This window comes from Streptomyces sp. NPDC057474 (assembly GCF_042802555.1).
Lineage (GTDB): Bacteria > Actinomycetota > Actinomycetes > Streptomycetales > Streptomycetaceae > Streptomyces.
This window is the reverse complement of record NZ_JBHVDX010000226.1, coordinates 1-16,955: the sequence shown is the minus strand read 5'-3', so window position 1 is coordinate 16,955 and position 16,955 is coordinate 1. Positions and strand designations below refer to the sequence as shown.

Sequence of the window (16,955 nt, the reverse complement as noted above, 5' to 3'; positions counted from 1 at the left end):
GCGCCGCCGCCACCAGGCACGATCACGCACCAGTCACTACCGGCGACAAGCCGCATCCCAGACATGAAGATCACGATCTACAGCTGGAGTACTAGGCACTGCATACGTCGAAGGCGTGCAGTCCCGCGGTGTGGCCGCCTGTCCCAAGCATCTTGTCGCCAACGACTCCGAGACCGAACGCACCAGCTACGACGTCCGGATGGACGAGCGCACCTTGCACGAGGTCTACCTGGCGCCGTTCGAAGCGGCCGTGGCAGCCGGCGCCGCCTCGGTCATGTCCGCCTACAACGCGGTGCGCGGCTCCACGATGACCGAGAACGCGCCGCTCAACGAGGGTGTCCTCAAGGGCGAATGGGGTTTCGACGGCCTGCTGGTGTCGGACTGGCGGGCGGCCCAGAGCACCGACGCGACAGCGCTGGGCGGACTGGACCTGATCATGCCCGGTCCGGAGGGGCCGTGGGGCCCCGCTCTGGTCGCGGCGGTCAAGGAGGGGCGCGTTCCCGAAGAGACCGTCGACGACAAGGTGTTGCGTCTGCTCCGCCTCGCCACGCGCGTCGGCGCACTGGACAGCCCGGCGGCCAAGAGCGTCGGCTCCGTCCCACCGCCTGTCGAACTCCGCCCGGAACTACGTGAGTTGACAGCCCGGTCCTTCATCCTGCTCCAGAACGACGGAATCCTGCCGCTGCGCCGGGAGGGCCTGCGCCGGATCGCCCTGATCGGACCCGCCGCCGTGGCGCCCGCCTACCAGGGCGGAGGCAGCGCCAGCCTCACCGCCACCGCGCTCTCCTGCCCCGAGGCGGCACTGCGCGCCGCACTCCCCGGCGTCGACTTCACGGTCCACCGCGGAGCCCGCTCCCGCGCCAACCTCGAACCGCTGGCCGTCGAGGCCACGCTTGATCCCGTCACCGGTCGCCCCGGCAGCCACCTGGAGTTCCTGGACAGCGACGGAAAGGTGATCCTCGCCGAGCACCGGCATAGCTACAGCCTCAGCTGGATGGGCTTCCCCGGCGTGCCCTCGCTTCCCCCGGGCGCCACCACGCTGCGGCTGCGTACGGTCCTGAAGGCCCCGTGGCCCGGCCGCCACACCTTCTCCCTCTACGGCACCGGACGCATGGAGCTGTCCCTGGACGGCACCGTGGTCCTGCGGGCCGCGTCGGAGTCCCGGGACGGGATCGAGGACGTCATGCGCCGTGCCGCCGACCACCCGACCACCGTCGACCTCGACGGCACCGACGTGTCCGTCGAACTCCTCCTGCACCCCGCGGTCGTGGCCTCCGACGTGGAGTTCGTACAGCTCACCCTCGGCCACGACCCGAGCCCCCTGACGGCGGACGAGGAGTTCGCCGCCGCCGTGAGCGCGGCACGCGAGGCGGAGGCGGTCGTCCTCATGCTGGGCACCTCGGACGAGGTGGAGAGCGAGACCTTCGACCGGCCGACCCTGTTCCTCCCCGGCCGCCAGGACGAACTGGCCGCGGCGGTGATCGAGGCGAACCCGAACACGGTGGTCGTGGTCAATGCCTCCTCGCCGGTGCTGATGCCCTGGGCCGAACGCGCACGCGCCCTGCTCTGGACCTTCTTCGGCGGACAGGAGTACGGCGACGCGGTCGCCGACGTCCTCTACGGCGACGCCGAGCCCGGCGGCCGCCTCACGATGACCTTCCCCCGTACCGCCGAGGACGCGCCGGTCCCCGACGCCGTGCCGTCCGAGGGCCGCCTGCACTACGCCGAAGGACTCCTCGTCGGCTACCGCGGCTACGACGCCGCCGGCAACGACCCGCTGTTCGCCTTCGGGCACGGCCTCGGCTACACCCACTGGGACCTCGTCTCGGCGACCGCCGCCCCGGACGCGCGGGCATCCCTGACCGGCGGCGAGGACGCCGTGATCACCGTACGGATACGCAACTCCGGTGACCGCCGCGGCCGTCAGGTGATCCAGGCCTACGCGGACCGGGTCGACGGAGACGAGCAGGCGCCGCCCCGGCAGCTCGCCGGCTTCGCCACGGTCGAGCTCGACGCCGGAGCGGAAGCCGACGTGGAGGTGCGGATCAGCCGCCGAGCGCTGTCCCGCTACACCGACGCCGGGTGGGAACTCCCCGACGCACCGCGCTCGCTGCACATCGGACCGTCGTCGCGTGAGCTGCCGCTCACGGTGACGGTCTGAAGGAAACCGCCGCAATGTGGAAAGGAAATCCTGTGACCGACCACAAAGATGTCAACCTGCGCCTGGTCTGGCCCCAGTGGCAGGGTGCCGGGTCCTCCAGCGTGAGGCTGTTCGCCTCCGAGTTCCCCTTCGACGTGGCCCGCCGCAGCTACGCCGTCGGTTCGGCGGTGCTCGAGGCGGTGCTGCCGCCGCACGACGGCCCCACGGCGACGGTGCCGGTGACGATGACCGACGAGGGCACCGAACTGGTCGACGGCGTGGAGTCCAAGGCCGTCCTGGTCGAGCAGTTGGCTTCCGCCCTTGAGGTGATCCGCGAGCACGGGCCGGCCCGGATCACGACGCTCGGCGGCGAGTGCTCCGTGAGCGTCGCGCCGTTCGCCGAACTGGCCCGCCGCTACGGCGACGACCTGGCGGTCGTCTGGATCGACTCCCACCCCGACATCGACACCCCCGAGACCGCGTACGAGGGTTACCACGCGATGGCGGTGTCCGCGCTCATCGGGCAGGGCGACCCGGACGTGCTGAAGCTGCTCCCGGCGACCGTCTCCCCGGACCGGGTCGCCCTGGTGGGGTTGCACTCCTGGCAGCCCGACGTTTTCCCGAAGATCGCCGAGTGGGGTCTGAAGACCTTCGCACCCGACGAACTACGGGAGTCCTCGCAGCCGCTGCTCGACTGGCTCGCGGCCACCGGATGCTCGCGCCTCGCCATCCACTTCGACGTCGACACGGTCGACAGCAACGAGATCGTCCTCGGGCTCGGCCCCGAACCCGACGGCCTCACCAGCGGTGAGGTACGGCGTGTCGTCGCCGACCTGGACGAGGCCGGGGACGTCGTTGCATTCACGATCGCGGAGTTCATCCCCCGGCAGGTGATACACCTCCAGCAGATCCTGAAGGGGCTCCCGCTGGTTTCCGGAGCGGGCGCGGACTGACCCTAGCCAGGGTGGCGCGATTGTCTTCCCTCAGGGGAGGAGCGCGAGGCGAAGGGGTCTCAGAGGGCGCGGCCGAACAGGTCCAGCATCGCCGCCCAGTGACGTTCCGCGGCCTCGGGTGCGTAGCGGTCGGTGTCGGCCATGGTGTAGCCGTGGTCGGCACCGGTGTACGTGTCGGAGCGGTGCCGGACGCCTGCGGCGGTGAGAGCCTTCGCGAGGCGCTCGATCTGCTCAGGCGGCATCGACGGGTCCTGGTCGGCATGGCCGAAGTACAGCTCGGCGGTGATGCGGTCGGCGAGCAGGTGAGGACTGTCGGGGGCATCGGTGGCCAGGCCGGCACCGTGGAAGCCCGCGGCGGCCGCGACCTTCTCGGGATGGCGGCCGGCGGTGAGCAGGGCCAGGCGGGCGCCCATGCAGTAACCGGCCACGCCGACCGGCCCCGAGGCCGCCTCCGGGCAGGCGGCCAGCCAGTCCAGGTAGGCGGCCGCGTCGCGCGTCACCACCTCCCCCGTCATCCCACCCATCATCGGTCTGATCCGCTTGAAGAGGGTCGGCCGGTCGGCGTCGGCGATGAACTCCGGCAGAGGAACCACGGGTGCGCGCCCGCTCCGGTAGAAAACGTTGGGGGCCAACACCATGTAGCCGGCTCCGGCGATTCGGTTCGCCATCGTCCTGAGCGCCGGTCGTAGGCCGAAGGCATCCATGTACAGCACCACGGCGGGGTGGGCGACGCCGTCGTCGGGATACGCGAAGTAGGCGTCGGCAGTGCCGTCCTGGGTGAGGATGTCAACGGTGGTACTGCGTACGGTCACGTGGATCTCCCTCTCCGAGGTGCCTGTACGACCCTTCGGCGGGGCCGACGACCCGGCGGTCAGCCGGCGTTCTGCCTGCGCTGCTCGATGAACGCCTGCAAGGTGTTCAACTTGTGCTGCCGCGCGTAGCGCTCGACCTTGTCCGGTTCCGCGCCCTGTCGGATGAGCGACAGCAACTCCTCGTGCTCCTCGACCGATTGGAGCGAGCGTGTCGGCACGAAGTCGAAGATGGACCTTCTGAGCCGGTCGATACGCTGCTGCTGCTTGTCGACCATGCCCAGCAGGTCGGTGTTCGGGCACCGGCTTCGGAGGATCGCGTGGAACTCGCCGTTCAGCCTGGTGAAGCTGACCGGGTCGAAGGACTCGCGGCTCCGGCGCATCTTCTCGTTCACCTCACGGGCCGCCTCCAGGTCGTCCTCGGTGAGGAGCGAACCGCTCAACCCGGTGGCGGCGCCGTCGACCACCGCCAGCGCTTCCGCAGCCGTCTCGTACTGCGTCTCGTCGATCGCGACCCGGGCGCCGACGTTCCGCTCGAAGGTGACGTACCCCTCGGCTTCCAGGAGCCGCACCGCCTCGCGTACCGGGACGGCGCTGACCGAGAACTCGCGGGCGAGCTGTTCGAGGACCAGGCGATACCCCGGGCTGTACGTGCCGTCCATGATGCGCTCGCGAAGTGCGCGATAGACCAGCTGTGACTTCGACAGGCGAGTCGGTTGTGCATCGGTGGAAGGCATCAGTTCATCCTCGTCGGCGGGGCATCGGCATTCCTCGGCACGTCATCCCTCTGCGGGCACGGTGGACTGGGTCCGGCGGGACAGATGGTGACCGCTGTTCTTCGACTGCTCGTAGTGGTTGATGAGCAAGGTGTGTCCCAGGTCGTTGTGGTAGTCCCGCCAGACCGAGTGGATGTGATTGCCGCTGTCGATCGCGTTGTCGAACTCGATGAGCAACGTGTCGGTCTGGATCCGATAGTAGTGCGATGTTCCGAGCTCGGTCCCGCCCGCCCAGCAGAAGAAGATCTTGTCGTCGTTCGTACCGTCGAGCGTGCGCAGATAGGTGTCGGCCAGTTCGTCGGGGATGCGTCCGACGTAAGTCCGGACGAGGTCCTTGACCAATGCGGCGCCTCGGCTGCCCAGGTCGCTCGCGGCCACCCCGCGCGGCCGGTCGGCCTCGAACTTGAGCGCCTCCCGGTCCTCGTCCGAGATGCGGTAGCTCGGGATACCCAGGTCGACATGGTCGGGCAGCTCGACACGGCCGATGCGCGGCACCTGTCGGGTGACGTAGTCGGCGGGGGCCACGTCGTGGATCACCGTCGCCTTGCGGTGTGCGTCCGACATGCCGTGCAGCAGCTCGAAGGCGAGTTCCTCGTCGTCCCTGAGCGGGTGGAAGACACCCGAAGGAACCGGCTGAGCACCCATGTTGCACGGTGTGACCGTCAGGTAACGCTGATCGATGATCGTGTAGCTCAGAGAGAGGTGATGACCGATGACTCTCCAGCCCCATGTGTCCTCGAAGCCGGGGCGGCCGAAGAACGAGAAGGAGTAGTTGTCGGGATCGCGGAAGTCACCTGCGATGACGCCGAGGCCGCGCTCATGGACCTCCTTCTCGCGCAGCATGTTCTCCATGGCCATGATCTGCAGCGCCTGACTGTAGCCCCGTGTGCTCAGGCCCGAGGCCAACAGGTGCTGGGCCAGGGTGCGTTGGTGTCCATGGAGTACCGACAACGGGACTCCGGTGCGGTCCGGCTTGGGGATGAAGTCCCAGTCGAGACGTCGCGGATCGGACATCGGATAGACAGCGACGGCACGCTGCTCAGGCGTCAGCGAGTTCAGCAGCGCCCACGTAGCGAACAGCATCCGCTTGATGGTGTTGGGGGCCTCGTACGGCGCAGTCACCTGGTGCACTCCTTCTTCTCCGGGATGGCGTGTTGTCGGGCCGGCGGTCGGGCGACGGCTACCCGCGCGGGGTGGCTCCCGTGGCCTGCGAGGCGGAGTGCCCGTAGGCCGCCGCCCGCGCGGCGGCATCGGCCTGGGGAGCCGGCAGTAGCGCTCCGACGCGGTAGTCGTCCTTGGCGATCGAGGTGCGCAGGCGACCGGTCGACGTGCGGAGTCCGTTCAGGCCGGTGCCGGTCACCTCGACCTCGACCACATCGCCGGGCTGAACGACGGAAGAGCCGGCCGGCGTGCCGGTCAGGATCACGTCACCCGGCTGGAGCGTCATGAACCGTGACAGATCCGCGATCACGTAGGCGAAGTCGAACAGCATGTCGTCCGCGACGCGCGCGTCCTGCTCCAGCCGGCCGTTCACATAGGTCCGGAGGTGCAGGCTCGAAGGGTCGAGCTGTGCCGCGTCCAGGACTGCCGGGCCGATCGGGGTGCATCCGTCGAGGCTCTTGGAGTGGACGTTCGACCCGGGGTCCGCGTAGCGCAGGTCGTAAAGGCCGAAGTCGTTCGCCGCCGTCACCCCGCTGACGTGCTGCCACGCGGTGTCACGGCTGACGCGGTGCGTCTCGGTTCCGATGACGAGGGCGATCTCCCCCTCGAAGGCAACAGGGTCGAGTCTGAGCTCGGCAAGGAGCGCGATGACGTCTTCGGTGAGCGAGTCCATGTCGTAGCCACTCTCGGAGCGGGGAGTCTCTCCCTGCCCTCGCCAGTCGATCGCCACGCATCGATAGCGTTCGGCGAGCACCGCCACCTGCGGATCGAACATCCAGCCGCCAATAGAAGCCCGTGGCCGAACACGATGGCCGGCGCTTCGGGGTTGCTCGGCGGAGCGCCGGTGTCGTGGTAGGTGACGGCGGCTCCGTCACGATGGAAGGTCGGCAATGTTCACCCTCGTCGTCATCGAAATCGGTGGGCGCCTGAGCGCCCGTGCGGCTGGGATTTCAGGGCATCGTCCGAGATTTATTTGTATAGCTCCCCATGTATTTAATCATATACGATAAGGTCTGAGAGTGGAGGAGCTGCTGCTCTGACCGCCCTGGCTACTTTGATCGGTTGAGGTCGTTCCGCGCCCCGATGTCGAGGCATCGCGGGACCGCTGTCTCCTGTGGGCCACCGATCTGCCTGGCCGCGGCCTTCTTGCCGACGCCAGCGCCCTGGACAAGGGTGACCCCGACCTCAGAGGTCGGACCGTCGTTGTCTGCGGCCAGTGACCTGCCGGACGGCAGCGCGCACGTAGACAACTCGGCGCCAGGCTGACCGTCTACAGGGACGGAGAGGACGCGTGTGTCGCTGGCGCTTGAAGATCGCTTGGCCATCACGGAACCGGTCTCGTCGCACGGTCATCTCGTTGACGACGGAAGCCTTGACTGGTTGGAGGAGTTGTTCACCGCTGATGTGGTCTACGGTCTCACCGACTTCGGCCAGGCGCCGCGGTCCGGTGTGGCAGCCGTACGAGTAGCGACATGGGCTCTGGGAGCGGCCATCCCTGACGTTGTCGTCACGGAGCATTCCTGCTTCTGTCTCCTACGACGACACCGCGATGAGCGTTGTGCTCCCTTGGGCGGGACGACGAAGCCCGGCTGACCAGGTCACGTCCGGCCTGGTCCTACCCGGTGCGGACGACATTGTGCAGGTGGGCGATGCCGAGCATGGCGGGGTGAACGCCGTCGCCCTTCAGGCGGCAGCCGCGAAGGATCTTCCAGAGGCGTCGTGCTCCTCCTTCCGAGCGGGAGGTTCGTCCTGGCTGCGCTTGCGGCGGTGCGGGCTGACCAAGCCCGTGCCCCGGTACCCATCGTCGGCGATGACAAAGGCCCTCCCGATAGAGGTCTGGGCATTGGACGGTTGCCGACAACACCGTTCTGACCCTCAAGCTCCGGCGGACAGCGCACGCGCGCTGGTGTGGAGCTTCTTCGGCGGCCAGGAGTACGGCGATGCGGTCGCCGATGTGCTGCTCGGCGACGCCGAGCCCGGAGGCCGGCTCACGATGACCTTCCCTCGCGCCGCCCAGGACGCGCCGGTCCCCGACGCCGTACCGTCCGATGACCGTCTCAACTACGCCGAAGGACTGCTGGTCGGCCACCGCGGCTACGACGCCTCCGGCACGCAGCCCCTGTTCGCCTTCGGACATGGACTCGGCTACACCCGCTGGGACCTCGTCTCGGCCGCCGCCGCGACGGACGCACGGGCCTCGCTGGCACGAGGCGAGGACGCCCTGCTCACTGTACGGATACGGAACTCCGGTGACCGCCGTGGCCGCCAGGTGATCCAGGTCTACGCGGACCGGGTGGACGGGGACGAGAACGCGCCGCCGCGGCAGCTGGTGGGCATCGCCACAGTGGAACTCGATGCCGGAGCGGAAGCCGATGCGGAGGTGCGGATCATGCCGCGAGCACTTTCCCACTACAGCACTGGTGGCTGGACACTTTCCGACGCTCAGAGGCTGCTGCGGATCGGAACCTCGTCGCGCGAGCTGCCTCTCACGGTGACGGTCTGAAGCCCGCCGACGGAGCCGACCGCGCAGCTCCGCACTCGCTCAGGAGAGTTGAGGAGACTGCTCCCGCCCCCGTTCGATCCCGAACTCGCCGCGGCCTTGGAGATCCGCGCGCGGCGGGCTCCTCCGGCCCTGACCCGCGAGGCCGTCCCCGAATTGCGCGTTGCGGGAGGCGACCTGGCGCCGAGCGACGACCAGCTGCGCGGCGGGCTTGACGATGACCGTATTTCCGCAGGCCGGTGACGGGGCGGTCTCGCGCCGGTCACGACGCTGGAGCGGGATGGACTCGTCACCCGCGAACGCGCCTCCCACGACCGCCGCTCGGTCCTGCTCGGCTTGAGCGAGCAGGGTCACTGGGTGATCACCGACGCGCTCCCCGCGCAGAACACACGGGAGAAGGAGTGGGCCTAAGGCTTCGACGAGGACGACCGCACCACCCTGATCGCCCTGTTGGAGAAGCTCACCAACCACTCCGTCCAGGTCGAAGCCGGACACCGGGCCTGAGGGCAGCGACCGGTCCGGGCGGCAGCCGTCGAACAGTGTCCAGCCATCCGTCAGGGTTCTGTTCGGCTCCGGGGCTCTCCTCCGTCAAGCGGCCAGCATCGAAGCCGGCGGCGGAGAGATCAAAACGCGGAGCACTGGGCGCCCTTGAGGACCACACCTGCCGCCTGCGCTGTGCCGGCAGGTCGGACCATGAAGGTGATGTCTCGGGAAGCCGGACTGAAGCGTCGGGAGCACCGGCTACATGGACCGGTTGGCGCGCGACTCGCGGGGGCTTATGCCGTATGCAGCCTTGAAGGCGTGGCTGAAGTGGGCCGGGTCGGGAAACCCCCAGCGGCTGCCGACGGCACCGACCGGCAGGTGGACCAGCGCCGGGGCAATAAGATCGCGGCGGCAGTTTGAGAGGCGATGTTCGCGGATCCAGCCGGAGACCGTGTATCCCTGCTCGGCCAGCAGCTTGTAGAGGTAGCGACGGGAGATGCGGTGAGCGGCCGCGATCTGATCGGGGCCCAGGTGCGGGTCGGCCAGGTGCTGCTCCATGTAGGCGAGGATGCGTCCCGTCATGAGCGCCGGGCCGTCGTCCTTGGGCATCCGCTCTGCGCCTGTGTGCTCGGCGAGGAGGGTACCGATCAGATCCACCGCGCTCTGGGCCAACCGGGACGTGCCGAGAGTCTCCAACGTGTGGACCTGCTGAGCCAATCCTCTTAGGAAGGGATGCACCACCCCGCCCAGACCCTCCCTGCATGACATCCCGGTCGCCGTCACCCGCGCCAGATCCCGCTCCGGCAGGCGCAGCATGGCCGACGGGAACATCAGTACCAGGTTGCGCGTGGGCTGGACGGTGTCGAGGGTGTACGGGTAACGGGTGTCGTAGACGGCCAGGTCACCCGGTTCCAACACGGCCTGGCGGTCGCCCTGGGTGATCAGGCAGCGCCCGGTGAGCAGCAGGCTGGCCTTCACGAGGTCGGGTGCGCCGGTGCCGATGTGGCGTTCGGTGCGTGTCACGCTGTGCGGTTCGGTCGTCACGGCCGACACCTGGAGGGGGCCGATCCGGGCGGTACACAGTTCGGCGTGAAAGTCGAGGGTCTCGCGCCGTATGGCCTCCAGGGGTACGAAGCTCCGGTTGACGACGTCCCGCCAGAACTCGAGCCGCCCGTCTGGGGTGCTGTCTCGCGGTGTTGTGATCCAGGACATACGGCTCTCCTACGCGGTTCTGGCCCGCGGAACGGACGATGCGGCCAGCCCACAAGGATGAGTTAACAGCCCGAGCGAGCGTAAATCTACCCAAGCCGTCGATGACCGTGCGGACAGTGACTTCGACTTGTAGGACGGCGGCCATCGGCTGCTGACACCGGTCAAGAACGAGAGCCGGGGTGGCCTCCTCTCGTCGACGCTCGATGACCGCGTGGCCTGGACTAGGGGCAACCGTCGGCACAGACATCCGTCGCACGCCTCGTGATGGTCGGACCTGCCCATACCGTTCTGGCTTGCACCCGGCAGACCCCGAGCAGCCGTAGGCCGGCCACGACCAGCGGGCCGCCGAGATGTCCCGGCCGCCAGGGCCGGGGCATGGCAGGGGAGGGCCGTCGTGGTGCTGCGCCGGATGTCGCGGTGCTTCACGAGACGCTCTGCCTGCGGGGGACGACACCTCGTCTGCGGTGCTCGGCGCGGGGGCGCCCGTGGCAGGTGGAGTTCTCAGCAGACCAACTTCCTGTGCTCGCAGATACAAGCGGAATCCGCATTCAGCCCCAATTATCAGGCGGCAGAGGCGGCGGCCGGAGTGCGGATCAACCTGGCAGGCGGATCAGCCCACCCACGATGTTCGCCCCCCCTCATGGAGCGTTGGGCTGAGCCGTTGACCGCTCCGGCCCGCCGCTTCCCCATGTGTGTCCCACGACCGGAAGAAGAAGAGCCATGACTGCCACCGGAACGTCGTCTCCCTCCGCATTCGACTCCGCGTCAGAACCTCCGAACGCCGCCCTGGCCCTCACCGACGGGATCCAGGCCGGCAGTCCGGACGGCAGCACCCGTCCCGTCGCGCACGCGGCGCTCGCCGCGTTCGCCGCGATCCAGTTCGCTCTGATCAGTGGGTTCTGGTATGGGATGATCGGATTGGACAAGGTCGACTGGTCGAGATTCGGCGGCCATCTGATCGCGCCGGAAGCCAGTGACGTCACCAGGTACCTCCTCGGGTACATGGCCTCTTCCATCAACGGGTTCATCTTCGGCCTCGCCTATGCCTTTCTGATCCGCCCCCTGCTCCCCTTCTCCTCCACTCGGCTCGGCAACTTCATCGCCGGCCAGCTGGTCGGCGTGGGATTGTCCGTGGTGGCACTGGTGTGGTGGACGCCCGGCAACTTCCCCGAGTTCCACCCGGGCTTCTTCAGCCACGCGCTCGGCTGGAAGATCATTGTCGGTACCTTCGTGTGGCATGGCGCCTTCTTTCTCCAGTTGACCTCCTTCCTGGACGCTCTTGGTACCCGTCCCTGGTCGGTGCCGCGCGTCGGGCTCGCCGCCAAGTTCGGCAAGTAGCACCATCCGTAGCGGTTTTCCGTCTCACGATGGGGCATGCAGGCCTCCTGGATACGGGAAGGGCGACCTCGGTCACCCGACTCCGGTCGAGGGGGCCTGCATGCATGACATCTGCCGAGGCACGTGATATGCCACTGGCTGACGCGCGGAACCTACCGGCCCATGTCTCCGTTTCTTGAACCGCAGTTGTGGATCACTTTCAGTGCCGAATCCCGGATCATGAACAGGGGTGAACGCGTGGACGCTGGACAACGAGGTGCGATCGAGTAGGGGCGGCGGGCCAGGATCGTCTTGAGACGCTGGGCCTGGCCGTCGGTGAGACGGCCGGGTGGTGGGAGAGCCGGCCAGGCGCGTCCCGACGGTGCCCTGCGAGGTGGATCGAGCGGGAAGGCTTCGCGGAGCCGGGCCACGTAATTCTCCACGACGCTCTCGCCGCCGGCGCAGCCGCGCTCGCCTCGGCGAAGATGCCGAGTCTGATCCACTGGTTGCGGCGGTTGCGGATTGTGGTGGCCGAGCAGGTCGTGTCGGCGATCGCCTGGCAGGAGCAGCCGAAGCGCAGGAGCAGCAGCTTGTCGAAGACGATCCGGCGATCCGGTCGCTGATCCGCGGGCGGTGGCAGTCCAGCGGATGGTACGGGGGGTACTCCGGCCGCTCAGGCAGCAGTGCCGCGAATTGGCCCCGGAGCGGTTCGGTCAGCCATGACGGCAGTACAGGCACAGGTCTCCCCGGTGATCACAGAGTGTCGCAACTCCATGATCGCCAAGACCTGTGCCTGCTTTGCTACCGGGGCCCACCATCGTGCCTATCCGCTCGGCCTCTGAGTTCTGTTCACGATGCGAACGGTGAGTGAGGAGTGGAAAGAGGGGCAGAACTGCTCAGGCGAGCGAGGTCCAGACGCTCTTGACCTCCGTGTAGAGGTCGATGGCGCCCCGTCCCATCTCCCGGCCATAGCCGCTGGACCGGAAGCCTCCCCAGGGCGCCGCGGCGTCCACGGGATTGGGCATGTTGATGAACACTGTGCCGGAGCGGATGGCATGGGCGACCCGGTGGGCGCGGGCGACATCACGGGTCCAGACGGCCGCGGCGAGGCCGTACTCGCTGTCGTTGGCGCGGGCGACGGCGTCGTCCTCGTCGTCGAAGGGCAGCACGGCGAGGACCGGACCGAAGATCTCCTCACGGGCGATGCGCATGTCGTCCCGGACATCGGTGAAGACGGTCGGCCGGTAGAAGAAGCCGGGCCGGTCGGAAACCGGGCCGCCGCCTGTCAGCAGTCGCGCACCCTCCTCGATACCGGTACTGACGAGGGCGTGGACGCTCGCCAGGTGCTCTGCGGTCACCAGCGGGCCGAGCTGGGCGGCGGGGTCGCTGCCCGGGCCGATGGGCACCTCTTGGACGGCCTTGGCCAGGGCTTCGGCGAACTCGTCCGCGATGGAGCGGTGGACGTAGAAGCGGGAGTACGCGGCGCACACCTGGCCGCTGTTCACGAGAGCTCCCTGCAGGGACCCCGCGACCGCGGCGTCGAGGTCGGCGTCGGGCAGGACGATGATGGGGGTCTTGCCGCCCAGTTCCAGCGAGACGCGTTTGAAGTTCTCCGCTCCGGCCCGGGCGATCTCCCGTCCCACATCGGTGGAGCCGGTGAAGGAGACCTTGTCCACGCCAGGGTGCTCGACCAGTGCACGACCGGCCTCGGGCCCGCCGGTCAGCAGGTTGACGACCCCGGCGGGGAGACCGGCCTCCTGGCACAGTTCGACCAGGCGGACCGTGGTCATCGGCGTCTGCTCGGCGGGCTTGACGATGATCGTGTTCCCGCAGGCCAGCGCCGGGGCGATCTTCCAGGAGGCGATCAGGAGCGGGAAGTTCCACGGTGTGATCAGCGCGCATACGCCCACTGGTTCGCGGCGGGTGTAATGGAAGACCCCCGGGATGGACACCGGTTCGGTCTCGCCCGAGATCTTGGTGACCCAGCCCGCGTAGTAGCGGAAGTGTTCCGCGGCCCCCGCGACGCTGATGGCCTGCGAGATACCCAGCGGCTGCCCCTGGTCACGGGTTTCCAGTGCGGCGAGTTCCTCGGCGTTCTCCTCGATCAGATCGCCGATCCGCCACAGGACGCGGGCCCGCTGGGCGGGCGTGAGTCCGGTCCACTCCGCGCTGTGCAGGGCGTTCTGGGCGGCGGCCACGGCCGCGTCGGCGTCAGTGGTGCCCGCCTCGGAACAGCGGGCGTGCGGCTGCCCGCTCGCGGGGTCGAGGGTCTCGAACTCGGCGCCGGAGGAGGCGGGCTGCCACTGGCCGGCAATGAACAGGGTTTGCACGGTCACGAGGATTCCTCCAGGACGAATTCGGCGCAGCGCTCGCCGATCATGACGGTGGGTGCGTGGGTGTTGCCCGAGGTGACGGTCGGCATGACGGAGGCATCGGCGACCCGCAGGCCGGCTATGCCGTGGACCCGTAGCCGCGGGTCCACCACCGCGTCGGGATCGGTGCCCATGCGGCAGGTGCCGACCTGGTGGTGGTAGCTGATCAGGGCTCGTTTGGCGTACGTGGCGATCTCGGCGTCCGTGACGACTCCAGGGCCGGGAGCAACCTCGAGGGTGCCCCATTCGGCCAGCGCCTTTTGCGCACCGATCTCGCGGACCTGCTTGACCGCCGTCACCATCGCCTCGAGGTCGGACGGCTCCGCGTAGTACCGCGGATCGAGCGCGGGTGCCTGGGCGGGGTCGGACGACCGAAGCCACAGCCGGCCGCGGCTGAGGGGGCGGATCGTGCCGGCGAGAACGGTGTAACCGTGCCCCTCTTCCGGGACGTCATAGCCGGCCACGGGCAGCGGCACATGGGACATCAGCGGCTGGAGGTCAGGGGCGGGCATGGCCGGGTCGGTCTTGGCGAAGTACTGCGCCTCCAGTTTGTTGGCCGAGCCCGGCGGCACCGGTTGCGCCGACTCCCACACCACCGGGACCAGCGCATGGTCGTGCAGGTTCGCGCCCACCCCGGGGAGGTCGGCGACCACGCCGATGCCCAGCTCGGACAGATCACCGGCCGGGCCGATCCCGGTGAGGAGGAGCAACTGGGCCGAGCCGATGGTGCCACCGGAGAGGATCACGTCATCCGAGCAGCGGAAGGTGTCGGCGGAGCCGTTCCTGATCACCTCCACCCCGCGGGCGCGCCCGCCCTCGACGATCACCCGGGTCACGGGTGCGCCGGTCATCACCGTGAGCAAGGGACTGTCGAGCACGGGAAGTACGAAGGCGGTCCAGGCGCTGATCCGCTTCCCGTCGAGGATGGTGCGGTGCAGGAGGTTCACACCGAGGATCTCGTCGGCGTTGCAGTCGTCGTTGTAGGGGATCCCGTACTGCTCGCACGCCTCCATGAACGCGGTGGTGACCGGGTTGGGGGCGTGGTTGCGGGTGACCGGGAGCGGGCCCTTCGCCCCGTGGTAGCGGGACTGGCCGTCCTCGAAGTCCTCGGAGCGTGTGAAGTACGGCAGGACCTCGTCGTACGACCAGCCGGTGGCGCCGTGCCGGGTCGCCCAGTCGTCGTAGTCCGAGCGGTGCCCTCGTACGTAGATCATGCCGTTGAGGGCACTCGACCCGCCGAGCACCTTGCCGCGCGGCCAGAAGACCTGAGTGCCGTCGGCGTGCTGCTGGGGTTCGGTGAAGTAGGCGTAGTCCTCAGGTGAGTTCCACAGTTCCCAGGAGCGTCCAGGGTCGTGGATGGCCGGGTTGTCGTCCCGACCCCCTGTCTCGATCAGGAGGACTTTCCGGCCGGCGTCCACAAGCCTGCGTGCGATGACGCAGCCCGCGGACCCGGCGCCCACGACGATGTGGTCGAAAGCGTTGTGTGCGGGTTCCATGCCGGAAGGATGCGGCCCAGGGGGTGGCCTCGGCTTGCAGCGCGGTGCACGGGTATTTGTACGGCGATGCATCGGCGCCCAGGTGGGTGTGCGCGACCGCCGGCAGGCGGTACGTGTGCGCAGCCGCTGGGCGGCTACGCGACTGAGGGCGGGGCTGACCGGACCGCGCGTGCCTGGCGGGGGCTGATGCCGTAGGCCGCCTTGAAGGCGTGGCTGAAGTGGGCCGGGTCGGGGAAGCCCCAGCGGCCGCCGACGGCTCCGATCGGGAGGTGGGCCAGGGTCGGGTCTTCGAGGTCGTGCCGACAGCGCGCGAGCCGGTGCTCACGAAGCCAGCCAGAGACGGTGTATCCCTCTTCGGCCAGCAGCTTGTAGAGGTAGCGGCGGGAGATGCGGTGGGCGGCCGCGATCTCGTCGGGGCCCAGCCCCGGGTCGGCGAGCCGCTGTTCCATGTAGGCGAGGATGCGCCGGGCGAGCAGCTCCCGTCCCTCGTCCCCGGGCGCGCGGTCCGAGCCCATGTGCTCCGCGAGCAGAGTGCCGACGAGGTCGGCCACATTGTGGCCGAGCCGGGACGTGCCGAGGGACTCCAGCTCGTCCATCTGCCGCACCAGCCCGCTGAGGAAGGGGTGAACCATCGTGCCGAGCCCCTCGTGGCACGGCACTGCGGTCGCCATCACCCGCGCCACGTCGCGCTCCGGCATCCTCAGCATGGCCCGCGGGAACATCAGCACGAGGCCGGTGTAGGGCTGGTCGAGGTCGAGTGTGTACGGGTGCCGGGTGTCGTAGACCGTCAGCGCGCCCGGCCCCAGTTCCGCCTGGTGATCTCCCTGGGTGAGTACACCGTGTCCGGCCAGCAGCAGGGTGACCTTGACGAAGTCGGGAGCGTCGGATCCGATGTGGCGCCGGCCCCGGGCGAGGCCGTGCGGTTCGGCCGTGATGACTGACACCTGTACCGGGCCGACCTGGGCAGTGCGCAGTTCGGCGTGAAACTCCGGGACCTCCCGTGGCAGGGCCTCGAGGGGCACGAAGCTCTGGCTGACGATGTCCCGCCAAAACTCCAGTCTGCTGGCAGCGGTACCGTCACTCGGCGTGCATATCGAGGGCATGCGGTTCTCCTCTCCGCGGGTTCCGGCCCCCGAGGGTGCATCCGGAACTCCCCCCTTGGCATCGGAGTGTAGTCAGCCGAGTCCGTCTGCGCCGACCTGTACGGCCGACTCGTCCAGCACAGCGTCGGAGACGGGCTGGGGATGCCCGCTGAGGTCGAGGACGGGGGTGGCTTCTTTGTACCAGGATTCGATGACGGCGTTGCCCCAGAAGTCGCGGCGTCGGTCGTCGTTGACGTTCCAGCGGTAGGTTTCGTGGTCGGGGTCGCCGGTGTAGTAGTCGCTGGTGTAGATCTCGACGCGGTGGCCGTCGGGGTCGCGCAGGTAGACGTAGAAGGCGTTGGAGACACCGTGCCGACCCGGCCCCCGTTCGATGTGGTGCTGTTTGCGCAGGGAGCCGAAGATGTCGGCGCAGCGTAGTACTTGGTGTGATTCGTGGGTGGTGACGCCGAGGTGGTGGAGGCGGGGTCCTGCGCCGCCGGTGAAGGCGACGTCGTGGACGGTTTGTTTGCGGTACATCCAGGCGGCGTAGAGCTCGTGCTCGTCGCCTTCGATGGTTTCGGAGCAGCCGAAGCCGAGGGACTGGTAGTGGGCGTAGGCGGCGGGGATGTCGGGGGTGCAGATGTTGAAGTGGTC

General features: G+C 68.6%; 15 protein-coding genes and 3 pseudogenes. 6 read left to right on the top strand and 12 right to left on the bottom strand.

The features are described from left to right. Positions 1–91 precede the first annotated feature (91 nt). The 3 genes and pseudogenes from ACFU53_RS39500 to ACFU53_RS39490 form a co-directional block, all read left to right on the top strand. A pseudogene (locus ACFU53_RS39500) lies at positions 92–532 on the top strand (glycoside hydrolase family 3 N-terminal domain-containing protein); the annotation flags it as partial. Beyond that, positions 524–2,161 (top strand): glycoside hydrolase family 3 C-terminal domain-containing protein, encoded by a 1,638-nt coding sequence (locus ACFU53_RS39495; RefSeq protein ID WP_384004109.1) that lies wholly within the window; start codon positions 524–526, stop codon positions 2,159–2,161. The pseudogene ACFU53_RS39500 and the gene ACFU53_RS39495, both read left to right, overlap by 9 nt. Positions 2,162–2,193: 32 nt before the next feature. Then, positions 2,194–3,093: an arginase family protein gene (locus tag ACFU53_RS39490; protein ID WP_384004105.1), complete on the top strand. Its 900-nt coding sequence runs from the start codon at positions 2,194–2,196 to the stop codon at positions 3,091–3,093. Between the two features lie 59 nt (positions 3,094–3,152). Here ACFU53_RS39490 and ACFU53_RS39485 read toward each other — a convergent pair whose 3' ends face one another. Genes ACFU53_RS39485 through ACFU53_RS39470 form a run of 4 tightly spaced genes read right to left on the bottom strand, consistent with a single transcriptional unit; the run spans position 3,153 to position 6,614 of the window. Continuing rightward, a complete protein-coding gene (locus tag ACFU53_RS39485; protein ID WP_384004107.1) occupies positions 3,153–3,911 on the bottom strand; it encodes a dienelactone hydrolase family protein in 759 nt (252 codons plus the stop codon). 53 nt (positions 3,912–3,964) lie between these two features. Continuing rightward, a complete protein-coding gene (locus tag ACFU53_RS39480) occupies positions 3,965–4,639 on the bottom strand; it encodes a GntR family transcriptional regulator (RefSeq protein ID WP_384004103.1) in 675 nt (224 codons plus the stop codon). A gap of 42 nt (positions 4,640–4,681) precedes the next feature. Then, entirely contained in the window at positions 4,682–5,800 is a 1,119-nt protein-coding gene (locus ACFU53_RS39475; protein ID WP_384004102.1) for a DUF3500 domain-containing protein, read from the bottom strand. A 58-nt stretch (positions 5,801–5,858) separates the two neighbouring features. Then, a complete protein-coding gene (locus ACFU53_RS39470; protein WP_384004100.1) occupies positions 5,859–6,614 on the bottom strand; it encodes a fumarylacetoacetate hydrolase family protein in 756 nt (251 codons plus the stop codon). A gap of 518 nt (positions 6,615–7,132) precedes the next feature. On the opposite strand from ACFU53_RS39470, the gene ACFU53_RS39465 reads away from it, so the two are divergent. Then, positions 7,133–7,432 (top strand): nuclear transport factor 2 family protein, encoded by a 300-nt coding sequence (locus ACFU53_RS39465; RefSeq protein WP_384004098.1) that lies wholly within the window; start codon positions 7,133–7,135, stop codon positions 7,430–7,432. Positions 7,433–7,454: 22 nt separating this feature from the next. On the opposite strand, the pseudogene ACFU53_RS39460 reads toward ACFU53_RS39465, so the two are convergent. After that, positions 7,455–7,714 (bottom strand): annotated as a pseudogene (locus ACFU53_RS39460) (IS5/IS1182 family transposase); the annotation flags it as partial. On the opposite strand from ACFU53_RS39460, the gene ACFU53_RS39455 reads away from it, so the two are divergent. Then, entirely contained in the window at positions 7,650–8,342 is a 693-nt protein-coding gene (locus ACFU53_RS39455) for a glycoside hydrolase family 3 C-terminal domain-containing protein (RefSeq protein WP_384004096.1), read from the top strand. The pseudogene ACFU53_RS39460 and the gene ACFU53_RS39455 overlap by 65 nt on opposite strands. Positions 8,343–8,381: 39 nt before the next feature. Here ACFU53_RS39455 and ACFU53_RS39450 read toward each other — a convergent pair whose 3' ends face one another. Together ACFU53_RS39450 and ACFU53_RS39445 are read right to left on the bottom strand one after the other, a co-directional pair. Beyond that, the gene (locus ACFU53_RS39450; protein ID WP_384004094.1) at positions 8,382–8,693 is read right to left on the bottom strand and encodes a hypothetical protein; all 312 of its coding nucleotides are present in this window, start codon (positions 8,691–8,693) and stop codon (positions 8,382–8,384) included. A gap of 387 nt (positions 8,694–9,080) precedes the next feature. Beyond that, positions 9,081–10,034: a helix-turn-helix domain-containing protein gene (locus ACFU53_RS39445; RefSeq protein ID WP_384004092.1), complete on the bottom strand. Its 954-nt coding sequence runs from the start codon at positions 10,032–10,034 to the stop codon at positions 9,081–9,083. A gap of 720 nt (positions 10,035–10,754) precedes the next feature. Between ACFU53_RS39445 and ACFU53_RS39440 the strand changes: the two genes are divergently transcribed. Then, positions 10,755–11,372, top strand: a complete 618-nt coding sequence (locus ACFU53_RS39440) for a hypothetical protein (protein WP_384004090.1) — start codon at positions 10,755–10,757, stop codon at positions 11,370–11,372. Positions 11,373–11,829: 457 nt separating this feature from the next. Here the strand turns inward: ACFU53_RS39440 and ACFU53_RS39435 are convergent. From ACFU53_RS39435 to ACFU53_RS39415, 5 genes and pseudogenes are all read right to left on the bottom strand, one after another. Further along, a pseudogene (locus ACFU53_RS39435) lies at positions 11,830–12,089 on the bottom strand (IS5/IS1182 family transposase); the annotation flags it as partial. A 158-nt stretch (positions 12,090–12,247) separates the two neighbouring features. After that, positions 12,248–13,687 carry an aldehyde dehydrogenase family protein gene (locus tag ACFU53_RS39430; RefSeq protein ID WP_384004088.1) on the bottom strand — a complete coding sequence of 480 codons (1,440 nt, stop codon included), beginning with the start codon at positions 13,685–13,687 and terminating at the stop codon, positions 12,248–12,250. Beyond that, positions 13,684–15,219: a GMC family oxidoreductase gene (locus tag ACFU53_RS39425; RefSeq protein WP_384004086.1), complete on the bottom strand. Its 1,536-nt coding sequence runs from the start codon at positions 15,217–15,219 to the stop codon at positions 13,684–13,686. Before ACFU53_RS39425 ends, ACFU53_RS39430 begins: the two co-directional genes overlap by 4 nt. A 134-nt stretch (positions 15,220–15,353) precedes the next feature. After that, on the bottom strand, positions 15,354–16,322 hold the full coding sequence (locus ACFU53_RS39420; protein ID WP_384004084.1) for a helix-turn-helix domain-containing protein: 969 nt from the start codon (positions 16,320–16,322) through the stop codon (positions 15,354–15,356). A gap of 72 nt (positions 16,323–16,394) precedes the next feature. Next, positions 16,395–16,955, bottom strand: a 561-nt coding sequence (locus ACFU53_RS39415; protein WP_384004082.1) for a VOC family protein, incomplete at its 5' end; no start/stop codon positions are given.

What these genes read in the sequence shown, in the direction of transcription:
- ACFU53_RS39480 (WP_384004103.1), bottom strand. Translation starts at nt 4,639, where the DNA reads ATGCCTTCCACCGATGCACAACCGACTCGCCTGTCGAAGTCACAGCTG.
- ACFU53_RS39470 (WP_384004100.1), bottom strand. Translation starts at nt 6,614, where the DNA reads ATGTTCGATCCGCAGGTGGCGGTGCTCGCCGAACGCTATCGATGCGTG.
- ACFU53_RS39455 (WP_384004096.1), top strand. Translation starts at nt 7,650, where the DNA reads ATGACAAAGGCCCTCCCGATAGAGGTCTGGGCATTGGACGGTTGCCGA.
- ACFU53_RS39445 (WP_384004092.1), bottom strand. Translation starts at nt 10,034, where the DNA reads ATGTCCTGGATCACAACACCGCGAGACAGCACCCCAGACGGGCGGCTC.
- ACFU53_RS39440 (WP_384004090.1), top strand. Translation starts at nt 10,755, where the DNA reads ATGACTGCCACCGGAACGTCGTCTCCCTCCGCATTCGACTCCGCGTCA.
- ACFU53_RS39425 (WP_384004086.1), bottom strand. Translation starts at nt 15,219, where the DNA reads ATGGAACCCGCACACAACGCTTTCGACCACATCGTCGTGGGCGCCGGG.
- ACFU53_RS39420 (WP_384004084.1), bottom strand. Translation starts at nt 16,322, where the DNA reads ATGCCCTCGATATGCACGCCGAGTGACGGTACCGCTGCCAGCAGACTG.